Below are 14,446 nucleotides of genomic sequence, written 5' to 3' on the forward strand. Positions count from 1 at the left end.
TGAAGAAATGTTATGTATTTGATTAACACAGATAATAATAAGATCGAAAAGATAAAAGCGAAGTCCTTTTCTGAGTTAGGATTCAAAGAACGTGAGCATCTTCAAGAATGGTTAGCTAAACGTCCTGAATCACTAGGAGAAGAACTATTGATCATACAGAAAGAGTTTGATGGTTTTAACGATACACGTGAACGGTTAGACTTGTTGGCAATAGATAAAGATGGTTCTCTTGTAATAATAGAAAATAAGCTTGATGATAGTGGTAAAGATGTCACTTGGCAAGCGATGAAATACGCGTCTTATTGTTCTAGTTTAAGTAAGAAACAGGTAATAGACATCTACCAGAATTACCTCGATAAAAGCGGAAAAGGTGAAAAGGCAGGAGATAAGATCAGTGACTTTTTCAATGGGCAGGATATAGAAGAGATATCTATCAATCAAGGAGCCTCACAAAGAATCATTATGATAGCTGCTAATTTTCGTAAAGAAGTAACGTCAACTGTTTTATGGCTGATGAACTTCAATTTGCGTGTTCAATGCTTTAAAACTACACCTTATCAATTGAACGATCAGCTATTTCTAAATATAGAGCAGATTATACCGATGAAAGAAGCAGAAGAGTACTCTATTAAGATGGCTGAAAAATCACAAGAAGATATTAGTTCAAAAGAAGAAAAGAAGCATAGACATTTTTTAAGGCGAGAGTTTTGGACACAGTACATCGTAGAAATAAACAAAGTCAGTAAACTGTATCAGAATATAAGTCCAAGTGACTACCATTGGATAGGTGCCAGTTCTGGAGTGAGAGGGGTAGGTTATAATTCTGTGATTTCAAAAAAATACGCGAGGGTAGAATTGTATATTGATAGAGCAAAAACAGCTGAAGAAAACGAGATGATTTTCGATTTCTTATATCAGCAAAAGGAAACAATAGAGGAAAAAGCAGGTATTCGTTTTACTTGGGAACGCTTAGAAGGGAAAAGAGCATACAGAGTAAAGTATGAAGACGCTACTACAAATGTTTTTAATAAGGACGAATGGTCTAATATGACCTCTTTTATGGTAGACGGAATGCTTAAAATGGAAAGAGGTTTTAGAGATGCTTTGAAAGAAGTGAATAAAACTTTAAAAACGAATAAAGGGGTATAATGGATATATACACCTGAAGACCAAACAAAGGCATTTGCACAAAAGGTAAAACTGGTAGTAGATGATAAAGCCAATTACACCGTCTGGAACACAAGAGATGATATAAAAGCTGAACTCAAAGTAGCTTTAATCTTACTACTACATAAGTACAAATATCCTCATGTAGATAGAGATGAGGTTTATAAGGAGATATTTGAGCAGGCGGAGAATTTTAAAAAGTATCAATAATTAATGACTTTATCTTACAAATAGTCTATATTAATATGTAATGCCTTTCTAATTGTTGATAAATTTGTCAGTATTTTGCTGTCAAATTTGACATCGTGTAAGTTTTATATGACTTTTTGTCTTAAAATAACTTAAAATATAATAAAAGATAGGTTTTTGATAAATAATTAATCGTTAGGTCAGGTAGGAAGTTCTACCTAACTCAAACGATTAATTAAGACTTAGGACCTCAAAATTAATCTATTACTCGGAAATACCCAAAAATGAACTTCCAACAGGTAGGCTCTCTGTCTTATATGAGCTAAATAAATAGATACTAAATGCCAAAAACAATCAAATCAGCATTTCATGAGTTTCATAGAGATGTTGTAAACATTGAAACAAGTCGTACTCAAAAAGCCTTAGCAAGTAGAGATTGGTTGATTGAACAACTAAATAAACTTGAACTAGATGAATCATTATCATTCCCATTCAGGTATGGTGCTAGACAGCTAAATATTGGATCTTTCCAAAGGAAAACAAAAATTAGAGAACTTGATGATATTGACTTATTTTTTTGTTTTACTGCTGACAATGCATTCTATACTAAAATTTCTGATGATCATTATGTTATCAGTACTGTCAATTCAAGTCATCGTTTAAAAAGTTTATCTGACGATGGAATACTTAATTCAAGGAAAGTAATAGAAAAAGTTAAGAACTCTTTAGCGAAAATTAGTCAGTATAAAAATGCAGACCTACATAGAAGAGGTGAAGCAGCTACACTCTCTTTAACATCTTATGAATGGGTTTTTGATATTGTTCCATGTTTTTATACTGATACAGGGTTATATCTTATACCAAATGGAGAAGGGGGGTGGAAACAAACAAATCCAAGCGTTGATCAAGTTCGAATAACTACTGAAAATCAAGCTAAAAATGGAAAGTTACTTCAATTAGTACGTACCGTAAAATATTGGAGTAAAATTCATTTGCCTAATGATACGATTAGTTCTTATTTACTTGAAAATTTTGTGATAAAATATTCTCAAATGAAAGAAAGTTTGTCTGATGATATTGTATATGATTTAAGAGATTTTTTACAGTATTTATCTCATAATATTTATTATCCATTATATACTGAAAGTACCTTTCAGGGAGATTTAAACTCTTTGAATGAAGAAAGAAAAAAAATAATAAGTGACAAGTCAATTTGGTCAGCAAGTAAGATAAATGAAGCATTACATGCCGAATTATTTAATTATGATCTTCCAAAAGCAATAAGTATCTGGCAAGAAGTATTTGGTAACAACTTTCCAAAATTAGAATTAAAAGATGAGCAGAATAGTACCGTTTGATATTTCATATAAGAGAATAGATTTTATTGACTTGTTGTCATTTATATTTTTGCTAATATCAGCTTCTTCAATTATTGTAAAATGGACTTACATAATATTTTTCGAAAAACAGCACCCAATTATTAAGGATGATTTATTAAATGTTACGCTCAATGTAAGTAATAGTTTTATGCTTTTTTATTTGGTATTAAACCTGTTCATCAAAATAAGATTTCATTTATTAGAAAATAATAGAAGGGTAGACCTATTTGATAATTCTTTTGGAAGTACACTAAGCGATGATAATACTGTAGGATACTTCAACAATGAAGAAATGAGTCTAGGTATGAAAAAGTTAGCTTTGAACACTTATGAAAGTTCATATCATACAGAAGGTACCTTATCTAAAATGTTGGAGAGGAAATTATATCTTTATATACCACTCTTGATGATTTTTATTATATCGATTATTTCAAATGGAGGTAAAGGTCTAATAAGGTTTGCTATAGAAATTAGTGTTCCTATTATTATACTTTCTCAATATGTTATTCTGATTTTCTATTATTTAGGTGTCAAGAAGGTTAATAATTTATTTAGAACTGTTTTAGATAACATTGGTCATAAGAACTTGAGAAAAGATGATGTTCCTAAGTTATTAAGGTTAATAATGGAGTATAATACTACTCAGGCATGGGCGAATACGCATTTAAATTCAAGTATTTTTCATAAGAATAATGAACGTGTTTCAAATAAATGGAATGAAATAAAGGAAAGATATATCTGAAATATTCATATTGAAATAGTAGAAATTTCAAAAACTACCTTAGCACTATCAAAAATGTAAATTTTAAGGGTGTTATTAAGTTTTGCATTGGCAGAATAGTTTTTAAAAAAATAGCTTTAATGATATAGGAAAGAGGGTTTTACCCCTCTTTTTTTTGTGCAGTATTTTATATTTATGATATATTTTTGTCCTGTTTTTTATGAAAAAAACGGGACAAATTGCATACTGTTGTAAATCAAAAATGTATTGAAAACAACTGATTATATATTAAGTTAAACCGCCTATTTCTTTAGCTCTATTTCGTATTTCATACTTTTTATGAAAGTTTATAATTCGATTACTTTTTCAACATCAAAATTTCTATGTTCCCCTAGTTGCACATAACCCAATTGATTACATATCATTTGTGTATTTCCAATTTGAAAATCCTTCATATTACGATGACTATGACCGTATACCCACCTGTAGATAGAGATGAGGTGTATAAGGAGATTTTTAAGAGGTATATATAGGTTTAAATATTGATCAATTTAAGCTCGTAAAATGATTTGTTATCCCAAAAAATAATTGGGTACTATATGATCTTTTTTATCTCATTCTCCAGGAGATATGGATTCTGCATAAGCATTGCATCCTACTTCATGTAAGCACTTTCAGTATCTTCTTTACTAAGCATAAATATTCTAGTCACAAGTGTAGTTTCTCTGTGATGAATAAATAGTATATGACCTTTTTTGAATTGTCTTGTCATTTTATTTCTTGATTAATAAACTTCTACAGATGTTCTTCCAAATACGAACATCAATTCGTCTCTCCCACTCTCCATTATAAAAGTGAGATCTAAATTCCCATTATTTTTGAACTTCACTAAGAATTTCATATTGCCATACATATCTTTAAATATTATTCTACCTTGACTGTCAGTACCTGTGATATCGAATAACATATTATCAAGCATCTTCTTATTTCCAATCCAAAATGTAACAAAATAAGTAGTCTGATTAGTATGTTTTTGAAAATATATACTAACGAGCTCAGTACTTACCGGAGATGGTCTATCGAAGTCATAATTCTTATAGATCATATGTTGCTGTGCTGTAAATTCAAATGAATAAGACTGGGCATTAGCAGTAAAAGTCAAACATAAAAAAAGTGTTATTGTAGTTATTATCTGTTTCATTATCTTTTTTGTTTAAAATGTCATACCGATACCTAATGAAATTGGTGTCACTTTAGTTGTACCGCCAGCTATTAATACACTACCAATACGCAGATAGCCTTTTACACCATAGTTAAAAGTATGTCTGAGAGAACTATTATATGGCTCCACTCTATTAATACTACCATAACCTACCATTGGAGTTACATATAACCATTTTGTAATAGGGATAGCTACACCCATATTAATCATGAAACCATATCTATCATTTTCTCCTAAGTCTCTGAAGTATAATAACTCCATCGCTACATTATCTCCTACGAATCCAATCCCATATGTCGTTGAATAGTCTTTTCCTCCACCTGCTAAATAAACAGCATTTAGGCTACGATCATCATTATAAATAGGAGTGTAATCTGTCTTCTCCGGTCGTTTATAGTATGGGCAATATCTATTACATCTATTATGACCGTGATACCTATCGTGGTATTGCTTATCAGTTAGATGTGAAGTCTTACTACTATGCCCATTAATTATATTCCCAAATTGATCTGCTTGGCGTTGCATATTCTCTGAATCTTGACTATCATATTTAAGGAGACCACTGTTTTGGTTATTATCGTTATTATTTGGACCGACATCGTACCATTCTTTTCTCTTTTTGACTTTTACATTATATTTATTTCCATATGGCGAAATTGGATCTTTTTTGATTTCAACATCATAAGTGTTCTGAGCAAATGTATCTGTTGTTAAGATCATTGCTGTGAAAACCATGAGACCTACTATTATTCTTTTCGTTAATCTTGTCAGCATATCAATTCATTTTCAGATAGATATCACTGTGATACCTCCACTTATAAAAGTGAAATAAAAAAGCAAAAACCCTATAAATGAGTGAAAAAATAAAAAAGCCCATGTTAATCAATACAAAGGCTACTGTATCTTAAGAGGATTCACGCCTTCTACGATCCGAAGATCTCACATGTGTATTTAATGTTTCGAAATGAACTTTCGTGACTACTATTATTTTATTAGCGAGCTTTAATTTGACAACTATATTGTATAGGTTTCAATTTCTCATAGGTTCTGTTTAAATACGTCAATATTTTAATCAATGTAATCAACTTACTTTCGTTGATGATGCAAATATGTGTATGCTTACACGCTTAAGTAACAGTACTTATTAAGACTAGTTCTGAACCTCTAATTTAGTTTCAGAAATTAGATTAGAAGTTATGGAAATAATAGAATTTACAGAAAGGTTTCCTGAAGATCAATCCTGCATTAATCACTTTAAGTCAACTCTTGAAAAAGAAGGGATTACCTTTTAAAAAATATGGTTGTGAGAAGTACTATTAGTTAAAAGGTGTTAAACAGTAGCTGTGTCCTTCTTGTAATTTCAGAACGACTTTTCGCAGTGGAACAATAATACATGGCAGTAAGTTATCAATTCGTAAGTGGTATTTAGCAAGTGCTTTTATGATGATGACCAAGAAAGAGATCTCAGCTAATGAAGTCAAACGTCAACTAAATCATTCTCGATATGAGAGCATTTGGCGTATGATGCATAAAATTAGAAAAGTAATGGGGAAAAGAGATGGATTTTATATATTGGAAGATATGGTTGAATTTGATGAAGGTTATTTTACAACAAGAGCTCCGGTGGAATGTCTACATTGGAGTATACAACCAATTGTATACTAACTTCTCTCATAAAACAGCTTAAATAAGCTTTAATCAAAGGTTTTGATAAGTTAGTATACAAAATCTACAAAGTATACATAAGGTTCATGTAGAGAGATTTAAAATGTTAAAATCAATATTTTTTCAATCTCTAAAATCATCTAAATTAGTACTAAGTTATTTTGTACACTATTTGTCCACTCAAATTTCAAAAACAGCCTTAAAACTATTAAAAACGTAGATTTTAGTAGTGTTAGTAAGTTCTGTATCGGTAAGTAATCTACACATTGAAATATTTGAGAAAGAGGCTTTAGGGTCTCTTTTTTTGTGCGGTATAGTTTGTATACAGGAAATTATAAAGACTTCATGAGACGAATTAAGAGCTTTTATTATCTCTAATAAATATTATATATTCCAAAATATGTGAATATAAACATTGCTTTGTGTTTTATATTTCCATCCTTTGGTATTATGAAGAAGTTGTATTCACCACGAAGATGAGCCTAGTTTTGTATTTTGATTAAATTATATGTAAAAGGATATAGAAAATTGCTTTTCATTATAATTATATGTATTTAGATATAAAGTATTTAAATAAATCATTTTTATATGTAAAAAGATATAATGAGTACCTTATCTGAATTTGTGAAACATAGAAGAAAACAGACTGGTTTAACTCAAGAAGAGTTTGCGGAAAGGTCTGGTGTCGCTTTGACAGTGATAAGAAAAATAGAACAAGGAAAGACTAATCTCAATCTTGACAAGGTGAATCTTGTATTAAGGATGTTCGGTCATGAACTAGCACCTGTAAATAGTCGTGAGTTAAAAGCAGAAGAAGGGAATGAGAAAGGGTAAAGTATATTATCAGGAACAACTTGCAGGTATTTTAGTGGAAACTGATGAAGGAGAGTATACCTTTCAATATGTAGATGATTATATTCAAAATTTCCCCAAACAGTTCATTACTTTTTCAATGCCTGTGTGCAGTAAAGTATATAAGGAGAATAGGTTATTTCCATTTTTTGAAGGTTTGATTCCTGAAGGTTGGTTATTGGATATAGCATCGAAAAATTGGAAAATCAATACGAATGATCGTATGGGTCTGTTATTGACATGCTGTAAAAATTGTATTGGAGCAGTGAGTATTTTACCTGAAAAAGAGAATGATGATGAGTAAGTGTTTATATTGTTATCAGCCTATTGAAGAGAGAGGAGATTATCATGAAAAGTGTAGTAAATCTTTTTTTGGAACATCATTACCACCCCAATTAGAATATACATTTTCAGAAATGGAAATGTTAGCCAAAGAAGCAGTTGAGAGAAGTATAACAATAACTGGCGTTCAAGCAAAACTCTCTATGGGGGTTGTCAAAACAACAGCAAATACATCTGATCAAAGACTTACAGTGTTGGATGCTTTGGGAGGGAGTTATATTTTCAAGCCGCCTTCAAAACAGTTTGAAGGAATGTCAGAGGTGGAACATGTGACTATGAAAATAGCACAAGCTTATGGTTTATCAACAGTTCCATGTAGTCTTATTCGATTAGCTTCAGGTGAATTATCTTATATCACAAGGAGAGTTGATAGGACTAAAAAAGGAGAGAAAACCCACATGATCGATATGTTTCAAATTACAGAAGCATTTGACAAGTATCGTAGTTCTATGGAAAAAATAGGCAAGGCAATTAATCAGTACTCCAATCAACCTCTATTAGATAATATCTATTTCTTTGAATTATCAGTCTTTAGCTTTTTGACTGGAAATAATGATATGCATTTGAAAAACTTCTCATTAATTAATTCAGCTAATGGGTGGGTATTAGCACCTGCTTATGACCTACTGAATGTAAATGTATTACTCCCTGAAGATGAAGAGGAATTAGCTTTAACTTTAAAAGGAAAGAGAAAGAAATTAAAAAGAGATCATTTTGAGTCGTTTGGAATAGAATTAGGTTTGAATCAAAGGCAGATTAATGGTGTTTTTAAAAGAATGATAAAGAATTTCTCTAAAGCGTTAGAGGCTTTAGATCAGTCTTTTTTATCAGAGAGTTTGAAAGAAAAATACAAAGAAGTTTTGGGGATTAAGTATAAACAATTAGGATTACTTGATTAGATAAATTGTTAAAATCAATATTTTTTCAACCTTCAAAATCATCTAAATTAGTACTAAGTTATTTTGTGCTTTATTTATCCGCTCAAATTCCAAAAACAGCCTTAACACTATTAAAAAAGTAGATTTTAGTGGTGTTAGTAAGTTCTGCATTGGTAAGTAACCTACCCATTGAAATATTTGAGAAAGAGGCTTTAGGGCCTCTTTTTTTGTGCTTTCTAATTTTTCTGATAAGAAATATTAATGTCAATGACTATTTAATGGACTCCCTGATACAATTAAGTAATGATGACAAAGTTTCTTTTTGAATAGCAAATCAAATATGGATTAATATTTATATCATGATCTTCTAATGAAGTAATGACTCATCTAGAATAATTGTATCTATTTCCTCTGTAGAATTATCAAAAAGTTCTTCTTGATAAGGAGGTGGAGAGATAACAGAGTCAATATATTTATAAATAGGATCGGATGATTCTAAAGAATGTGAATTAATCTTTTTTAGAACATATTTTGAATGGTTTTCGGTATTAGTGAAAAAGATTGTTCCATAGCTTTTTTCAAAAATACAGAAGTAACTAACAGTGCTATAAGGTGTTGAATGATTTAAAAAGTATTCAATAAACATATTATCATTTTTAAATGAAGTCTTTTTTATTGAAATCAAGTTACTATCTATGTTATGTAAGTCTTGTAGTGATAAATCTGCTTCATGTATTATTTGTGGTTTGCAGATTAAAGAATCTGTAGTGATATTTTTAAAAACTTTCTTGTCGAGTAATGAAGACATATTACAGCTAAAAAGGAATGAGTATACAATAATATATTTAATTTTTCTCATTCTCCAAGTTAAGATTGTACAACTCTTTTTCATATTCTTCTTCTCTTAAGTCATTCAACCTTCGATTGTCTATCATTTGAACTACTGATTTAAGTATATATAATTGTTCCTCAAATGAAAATAAATTGAGGTTACTGTTGAAAAAGGCTACTGTTTCTTCAATGGTTTTAATGGAAGTTAAATTATGCATTGAAATTTCATTTTCAACATCAATAAAAAGCAAGTAAGAATGAAAGTGAGGACCTAACGCTCCAAATCTATAAATCCCACTTTTCAACTCTTTTTGTTTAGACCATACAATATTCTGATTCATTGTATCTAAACTATTAATTATAAATAAGCTATTTCTATTGATCTCATTGGATGAGATTTCTCTTACTTTTATTAAGGTATTGAAAAATTTCTGATTCAATATCTGGTAAAGGGACAGTGCTATTTAAGACAAAAAATAAAAAAATGGTTACTATAATGTTGTTGCAAAAAAAGCCTTGAGTATACATGATTTATTTAATAACGTCCCAATTTATTGGCAAGAATTCTTCTGAAATTGTCAATTCATTAATTGAACTAAATGCTTTCATTAAGCTCACAGTATACCTCATTTTAATTTTTTCATCTTTAATATCAGACTGCTTTAAAAATTGAACTAATGATATTAGAATATCTTCTATATTTGAAGGTTTTATTAGCATGTAATTATCATTATTTATGAACGCAAATACATATATCGGATGTGATGACTTGTAACTTAACAAAAGAAGTAAAAGAATTTCTAACTTCTTTGGTAATTTCTATTGGTTTTCCATCATTTTTCTTTGTTGATATTGTACTACTTGAGAATATTGAAAAGTAAGCTACAGCTTTTATTTGATTTTCGTTATAACCCAGGTCTTGATCTTTAGAATAGTCAGATAAAAATGAGACATTATTATTTACTTCGTTCATATCAACTACTAAAGAAGCATGGTCTATCATGTCAGCCTCTTTTTTAGAAAATTCTCCAACTCTCATATCATTTTCAGCATGTACTCCAGAAAGTGTTGCTGAAGATGAAACACCTGCTTTAATTCCTATTGTGCCTTGAGCAAATGAATTAGTGAAACCAAATACTAAAAAGACTAAAGAGATAAATAACTTTTTCATAATTTTTTTAAGTTTTAAATTAAACATTATGTCCTTTGTAACGCCTCTTTTAGTGTTGAGTTGTGGTTTTTTAAGGGCTATTTTCTTAATGAAAGTTCACCTTAATCAAACTAAATTTTATTAAGTTATATAAAAAAAATAGATACTTATAAAAAAAGAAAAGCACCTTTTTAAGATGCTTTAATGTGCTTTTTGAGATGATATGTACTTACTTATACAAGTGAATTTTACAATTGTTGAGTTATTGGTTTTTAGTAACTATGTAGTAATTGAATCTTTTTTGTTGTAGTAGGTGTAGTTTTAGTTATTTTCATTAATTGTTTGGTGGTCATCAATTTTGTTAGAAAATAGAAATTACCATTTTTACTTGCCTTTTTCAAAAAACTGAAGAACACTTTCTCTAAAACTTTTACTAACAGGTAGCATTTCTTTTTCGATTTCTACAACTTCTCTATTTAAGGCAGTCACATGATCCATATTTACAATAAAAGAACGGTGAATTCTTAAAAAATAATGAGGTAACCGATCAGCAATACCACCAATAGTTTCTTTTGTTTTCCAAGTATCACCTTTAGTATTCTTGATAATTAAATAATCACCTTGACTTTCAATAAAAGTTATTGATTTGAAATCGATTTTGTAATGCTTTCGTTCTGAACGAATAAAAAGATAGTCATCTTTAAAATGTTGAATTTCTTTTTTCTGTTCAACTTGCTCTTCAAATTTTTGCAGAGCCAATTTAAATCTATCAATAGCTACAGGTTTTAATAGGTAATCAACAACATTTAAATCAAAACCTTCTATTGCATATTGTCTATGTGCTGAAATAATAATCACTTTTGGAGGATTAGCTAATGATCTCAAAAAATCTAAACCAGAAATTTCAGGCATTTCAATATCAAGAAAAAGTAAATCAACATCCTTTTTCATTACTTCAGTAAAACCAACTTTAGCATCAGCGGCTTCTCCTACCACCTCATAATTATCTATCTGAGAAAGAAAATTCTTAGTAATCCTTCTAGAAATAGGTTCATCATCTATAATTAGTGTTTTATATGTAGACATATTTTATAAGTTGATTTTTAATTGAATATAATAACTATCAGATTCATCATTAATTTTAAGCTGATGCTGGGCAGGGTAGCAAATTTCTAATCGTTTTTTCAAATTAATAAGTCCAGTTCCTTTATTTAGTTTAGGTGATTTATTTTTTGGCTTACTGTTTTCAACTCTAAAAGTAAAAGTTTCTGCAGAATAATTTGATGATATTTTTAGGTAGGCACTATCGTTAGTAGGTTTAATTCCATGTTTGAATGCATTTTCAATCATAGGGAAAAGTAAAAATGGAATAATTTGTATATCCTGATCGCCACCTTGTAAATCGATATATAAATCGAAACGATCATCAAAGCGCAGTTGCTCTAATGATATGTATTGCTGTAAAACTTTAATTTCATCTGTTAAGGCTACATTTTCTTCTTTCGATTGATAAACAAGGTAGTCTAAAAGACCACTCAACTGAAGTAAAATATGGGGTAAATCATCAGACTTTTCGATAGCAAGGCCATATATATTATTAAGTGTATTAAATAGAAAGTGCGGATGGATCTGATCTTTTAGAGTATTTAGTTCTAATTCTTTTAACTGAAGCTCAATTTGTAGCTTTTCTTTTTCCAATTGATGAATAGTCTCCCTCTTCTTTTGTTCCTCTTTTATTTGTTGAAAACTTGAATAAAGTATGGAAGTAAAAAGTTGTACAAACCATAACATAGAAAGATCATTAATAATTGGGTTCATTTTATTGTAATCTAAATCTGCCAAGACAATAAATACGCCTACTATTAATGTTATCTGCACAAAACTACTCACAATAAATGCATAAAGGAGATATAAAAAGAATCGGAAGTACTTTTTAGAATACAAGTATTTTTTGATGAGTACATTGTTCAAATAATAGGTAAAACCAATTGTAAAAGGAAACCAGACAAGACAAAATAGGAATGTATTAAAATAATCTTGATGAAAATGTCCTAGAAATAAACAGGAAATAATAAGCATACTCCCCCAATAGGTTGCTTCAAACGTTATTTTACTATTTATAAAGAGATACAGTGTACTTTTATTCATGCTTCTAATATTCAAAATATATTTAGAAATTACATCTAGATCAGATAAACAGATCATTTTGGTAGGTAGTATGATAAATTCTGTAGATAAATGAATGTTTTAAAGCTAGAAGAACCGATATAAACTTTATTTCGATAAAAAATGTCAATTCATCGACCTTTAATAGAGGAGTAAAAGTAGTACGTTAAGTTTGAAGTATTGATCACTTAAACACTTTTTAATTATGCAATGGTTTACTAATTTTTACTACGAAGGAGGATATTTATTCATGAATATAATATCTATAGTAGGGGTTTCAATGTTCTTATTTATGATTTTAAGAGGTTTAGGAATCTCAAACAATTTGATTCAACCTGCTAAATCTCAAAAACTAATGAAAGAAGCAGGAATATTGGCCTTAGTTTTAGGTATACTAGGACAACTAATTGGTTTATATTCTGCAATGATTGCTATTTCTACTCAAGGAGGTGTATCTATGCAAGTATTGGCAGCAGGAATTCGTGTATCATCAAATACTACCTTGTATGGCTTTTTCTTTTTTGTAATTGCTAGGGTTGCTTATATGTACTTTACTTTTTCATCTAAAAAAGAAGAATGTTGCTAAAAAAGCAATAGGATAGAATCAGAACATTTATTTGAGAAAACTAACTATTATGAATCGATTTATTGAATTGTACCTACTTGGAGGAGAAACAGAAATGGATGTTATATCTATTCTAGGGTTAACAATGATAACCTTTATAGGTTTAAGGTTTTTAAAAGTAGAAAATGGCTTAATTCAACCAAGAAAATCAGAAGTAATTGTGAGGGAGCTGTCACTTTTAATACTTGTTGTAGCAGTTTTTATTCAATTACTTGGTTTATTTTGGGTTATGAAAGCAATAGAATCAGCAGGGGGCGTACCCTTTGATTTACTAGCGGGAGGTTTATATATATCATTCATTCCTACTTTATACGGTTTTGTATTTTTCTTAATAGGTAGAGTGGCATTTATTTATTTCAAGTTTTCTGATCAAAAAATAATACAAAATCAATAATCTGACTTGATGATTAATAAAAATAAATAGTCGTAGAATCAATTAAGTTTCTACGACTATTTTCATTATGAAGTAAATAAAATGCAGTTAGTAGTAGTCTATAGTCTCTAGCAATATTTGATTTTAGCATTGATAGTAATTAATTATGATTTTTAATTTTTAACTAAGTTGTTATTTGTAATGATAACTTGGTTTAGTTTTAGTTAAGTTGTTCAGATAATAATAATAAACGTTTTAATTGTTGTTATAGGAAACGGCAACTCTAAATAAAGGATTTACCAATTCGGTCATTTGACTTCCTAAATTGGTCGAAATAAAAATACACCTTCAAAATTGTGTAAAAAAAAGTCATAGAATCAATTAAGTTTCTATGACTATCTGTTGTGAAAATGAAAATGTAGTAGGGAAAGCTTCCCTTTCTTTAAAATTAAATTAGTAGCAATACACTGGTTTTAGTAGTAGATACATTTATACTGGTTTTTAGTTTTAGCTAAGTTGTTCAAATAATAATGATAAACGTTTTAATTGTTGTTATAGGAAACGGCAGCTCTAAATAAAGGATTTACCAATTCGGTCATTTGACTTCCTAAATTGGTCAAAAAGGAAAAATATATTTATCAACCTCATTATCTTGAATAATCTATTAGTTATTAAGTGTACTTAATATGTTCTTTTAATGATGTTTCTACATTTGTTTTTAAATGCGTGAACAACATTTCTCCTCATTACTCAATAAATTATTAAAAATTGGAACTATAACATTCATAAACTAGTTATCTGATCTGAATGCTGACATGTACGGTAAGTAAATGATGTGATAAGAAGATTAAAATCGAGTTTAACATTTTGATTTTCTAAGTCTTGA

The 14,446-nt window shown here is 29.4% G+C and carries 18 protein-coding genes; 10 read left to right on the forward strand and 8 right to left on the reverse strand.

Annotated elements, in window-relative coordinates:
• Positions 1-12 precede the first annotated feature (12 nt).
• From KM029_RS15485 to KM029_RS15500, 4 genes are all read left to right on the forward strand, one after another.
• Positions 13-1,149, forward strand: coding sequence for a DUF4268 domain-containing protein (locus tag KM029_RS15485; RefSeq protein WP_144074104.1), 1,137 nt, complete (start codon positions 13-15; stop codon positions 1,147-1,149).
• Between the two features lie 3 nt (positions 1,150-1,152).
• Complete coding sequence (locus tag KM029_RS15490; protein ID WP_144075708.1) at positions 1,153-1,377, forward strand: type I restriction enzyme endonuclease domain-containing protein; 225 nt, start codon at positions 1,153-1,155, stop codon at positions 1,375-1,377.
• 320 nt (positions 1,378-1,697) lie between these two features.
• The gene (locus KM029_RS15495; protein ID WP_144074105.1) at positions 1,698-2,714 is read left to right on the forward strand and encodes an SMODS domain-containing nucleotidyltransferase; all 1,017 of its coding nucleotides are present in this window, start codon (positions 1,698-1,700) and stop codon (positions 2,712-2,714) included.
• Positions 2,692-3,477 carry a hypothetical protein gene (locus KM029_RS15500; protein WP_144074106.1) on the forward strand — a complete coding sequence of 262 codons (786 nt, stop codon included), beginning with the start codon at positions 2,692-2,694 and terminating at the stop codon, positions 3,475-3,477. Before KM029_RS15495 ends, KM029_RS15500 begins: the two co-directional genes overlap by 23 nt.
• 763 nt (positions 3,478-4,240) lie before the next feature.
• Here the strand turns inward: KM029_RS15500 and KM029_RS15505 are convergent.
• On the reverse strand, positions 4,241-4,657 hold the full coding sequence (locus KM029_RS15505; protein ID WP_144074107.1) for a hypothetical protein: 417 nt from the start codon (positions 4,655-4,657) through the stop codon (positions 4,241-4,243).
• Between the two features lie 12 nt (positions 4,658-4,669).
• On the reverse strand, positions 4,670-5,413 hold the full coding sequence (locus KM029_RS15510; protein WP_144074108.1) for a hypothetical protein: 744 nt from the start codon (positions 5,411-5,413) through the stop codon (positions 4,670-4,672).
• Positions 5,414-6,088: 675 nt separating this feature from the next.
• Here KM029_RS15510 and KM029_RS15515 point away from each other — a divergent pair.
• From KM029_RS15515 to KM029_RS15530, 4 genes are all read left to right on the forward strand, one after another.
• Positions 6,089-6,343 carry a hypothetical protein gene (locus tag KM029_RS15515; RefSeq protein ID WP_262712704.1) on the forward strand — a complete coding sequence of 85 codons (255 nt, stop codon included), beginning with the start codon at positions 6,089-6,091 and terminating at the stop codon, positions 6,341-6,343.
• A 603-nt stretch (positions 6,344-6,946) separates the two neighbouring features.
• Positions 6,947-7,177, forward strand: a complete 231-nt coding sequence (locus tag KM029_RS15520; protein WP_144074110.1) for a type II toxin-antitoxin system Y4mF family antitoxin — start codon at positions 6,947-6,949, stop codon at positions 7,175-7,177.
• Positions 7,164-7,499, forward strand: a complete 336-nt coding sequence (locus KM029_RS15525) for a HipA N-terminal domain-containing protein (protein ID WP_144074111.1) — start codon at positions 7,164-7,166, stop codon at positions 7,497-7,499. Before KM029_RS15520 ends, KM029_RS15525 begins: the two co-directional genes overlap by 14 nt.
• Positions 7,486-8,436, forward strand: coding sequence for a HipA domain-containing protein (locus tag KM029_RS15530; protein WP_245006605.1), 951 nt, complete (start codon positions 7,486-7,488; stop codon positions 8,434-8,436). The genes KM029_RS15525 and KM029_RS15530 overlap by 14 nt, the downstream gene beginning before the upstream one ends.
• A gap of 346 nt (positions 8,437-8,782) precedes the next feature.
• Here KM029_RS15530 and KM029_RS15535 read toward each other — a convergent pair whose 3' ends face one another.
• The 6 genes from KM029_RS15535 to KM029_RS15560 form a co-directional block, all read right to left on the reverse strand.
• On the reverse strand, positions 8,783-9,274 hold the full coding sequence (locus KM029_RS15535) for a hypothetical protein (protein ID WP_144074112.1): 492 nt from the start codon (positions 9,272-9,274) through the stop codon (positions 8,783-8,785).
• Positions 9,261-9,587 carry a hypothetical protein gene (locus KM029_RS15540; protein WP_144074113.1) on the reverse strand — a complete coding sequence of 109 codons (327 nt, stop codon included), beginning with the start codon at positions 9,585-9,587 and terminating at the stop codon, positions 9,261-9,263. The genes KM029_RS15535 and KM029_RS15540 overlap by 14 nt, the downstream gene beginning before the upstream one ends.
• A gap of 190 nt (positions 9,588-9,777) precedes the next feature.
• The gene (locus KM029_RS15545; protein ID WP_144074114.1) at positions 9,778-9,966 is read right to left on the reverse strand and encodes a hypothetical protein; all 189 of its coding nucleotides are present in this window, start codon (positions 9,964-9,966) and stop codon (positions 9,778-9,780) included.
• 10 nt (positions 9,967-9,976) lie between these two features.
• Positions 9,977-10,417, reverse strand: coding sequence for a hypothetical protein (locus KM029_RS15550; RefSeq protein WP_144074115.1), 441 nt, complete (start codon positions 10,415-10,417; stop codon positions 9,977-9,979).
• Between the two features lie 363 nt (positions 10,418-10,780).
• Positions 10,781-11,482 carry a LytR/AlgR family response regulator transcription factor gene (locus KM029_RS15555; RefSeq protein ID WP_144074116.1) on the reverse strand — a complete coding sequence of 234 codons (702 nt, stop codon included), beginning with the start codon at positions 11,480-11,482 and terminating at the stop codon, positions 10,781-10,783.
• A 3-nt stretch (positions 11,483-11,485) separates the two neighbouring features.
• A complete protein-coding gene (locus KM029_RS15560; RefSeq protein ID WP_158631076.1) occupies positions 11,486-12,544 on the reverse strand; it encodes a sensor histidine kinase in 1,059 nt (352 codons plus the stop codon).
• 223 nt (positions 12,545-12,767) lie between these two features.
• Here KM029_RS15560 and KM029_RS15565 point away from each other — a divergent pair, with 223 nt between their 5' ends.
• The gene (locus tag KM029_RS15565; protein ID WP_144074118.1) at positions 12,768-13,148 is read left to right on the forward strand and encodes a MotA/TolQ/ExbB proton channel family protein; all 381 of its coding nucleotides are present in this window, start codon (positions 12,768-12,770) and stop codon (positions 13,146-13,148) included.
• A 49-nt stretch (positions 13,149-13,197) separates the two neighbouring features.
• On the forward strand, positions 13,198-13,581 hold the full coding sequence (locus KM029_RS15570; RefSeq protein WP_144074119.1) for a hypothetical protein: 384 nt from the start codon (positions 13,198-13,200) through the stop codon (positions 13,579-13,581).
• Positions 13,582-14,446: the final 865 nt, after the last annotated feature.

The organism is Flammeovirga kamogawensis (assembly GCF_018736065.1).
GTDB classification, from domain to species: Bacteria; Bacteroidota; Bacteroidia; order Cytophagales; family Flammeovirgaceae; genus Flammeovirga; species Flammeovirga kamogawensis.

Bases quoted from the DNA above. Each gene is read 5' to 3' on its own strand.
- KM029_RS15570 (WP_144074119.1), top strand. From the start codon at position 13,198: ATGAATCGATTTATTGAATTGTACCTACTTGGAGGAGAAACAGAAATG.
- KM029_RS15495 (WP_144074105.1), top strand. From the start codon at position 1,698: ATGCCAAAAACAATCAAATCAGCATTTCATGAGTTTCATAGAGATGTT.
- KM029_RS15550 (WP_144074115.1), bottom strand. From the start codon at position 10,417: ATGAAAAAGTTATTTATCTCTTTAGTCTTTTTAGTATTTGGTTTCACT.
- KM029_RS15555 (WP_144074116.1), bottom strand. From the start codon at position 11,482: ATGTCTACATATAAAACACTAATTATAGATGATGAACCTATTTCTAGA.
- KM029_RS15535 (WP_144074112.1), bottom strand. From the start codon at position 9,274: ATGAGAAAAATTAAATATATTATTGTATACTCATTCCTTTTTAGCTGT.
- KM029_RS15525 (WP_144074111.1), top strand. From the start codon at position 7,164: ATGAGAAAGGGTAAAGTATATTATCAGGAACAACTTGCAGGTATTTTA.
- KM029_RS15545 (WP_144074114.1), bottom strand. From the start codon at position 9,966: ATGCTAATAAAACCTTCAAATATAGAAGATATTCTAATATCATTAGTT.
- KM029_RS15530 (WP_245006605.1), top strand. From the start codon at position 7,486: ATGATGATGAGTAAGTGTTTATATTGTTATCAGCCTATTGAAGAGAGA.
- KM029_RS15520 (WP_144074110.1), top strand. From the start codon at position 6,947: ATGAGTACCTTATCTGAATTTGTGAAACATAGAAGAAAACAGACTGGT.
- KM029_RS15560 (WP_158631076.1), bottom strand. From the start codon at position 12,544: ATGAATAAAAGTACACTGTATCTCTTTATAAATAGTAAAATAACGTTT.
- KM029_RS15510 (WP_144074108.1), bottom strand. From the start codon at position 5,413: ATGGTTTTCACAGCAATGATCTTAACAACAGATACATTTGCTCAGAAC.
- KM029_RS15565 (WP_144074118.1), top strand. From the start codon at position 12,768: ATGCAATGGTTTACTAATTTTTACTACGAAGGAGGATATTTATTCATG.
- KM029_RS15505 (WP_144074107.1), bottom strand. From the start codon at position 4,657: ATGAAACAGATAATAACTACAATAACACTTTTTTTATGTTTGACTTTT.
- KM029_RS15485 (WP_144074104.1), top strand. From the start codon at position 13: ATGTATTTGATTAACACAGATAATAATAAGATCGAAAAGATAAAAGCG.
- KM029_RS15500 (WP_144074106.1), top strand. From the start codon at position 2,692: ATGAGCAGAATAGTACCGTTTGATATTTCATATAAGAGAATAGATTTT.
- KM029_RS15540 (WP_144074113.1), bottom strand. From the start codon at position 9,587: ATGAATCAGAATATTGTATGGTCTAAACAAAAAGAGTTGAAAAGTGGG.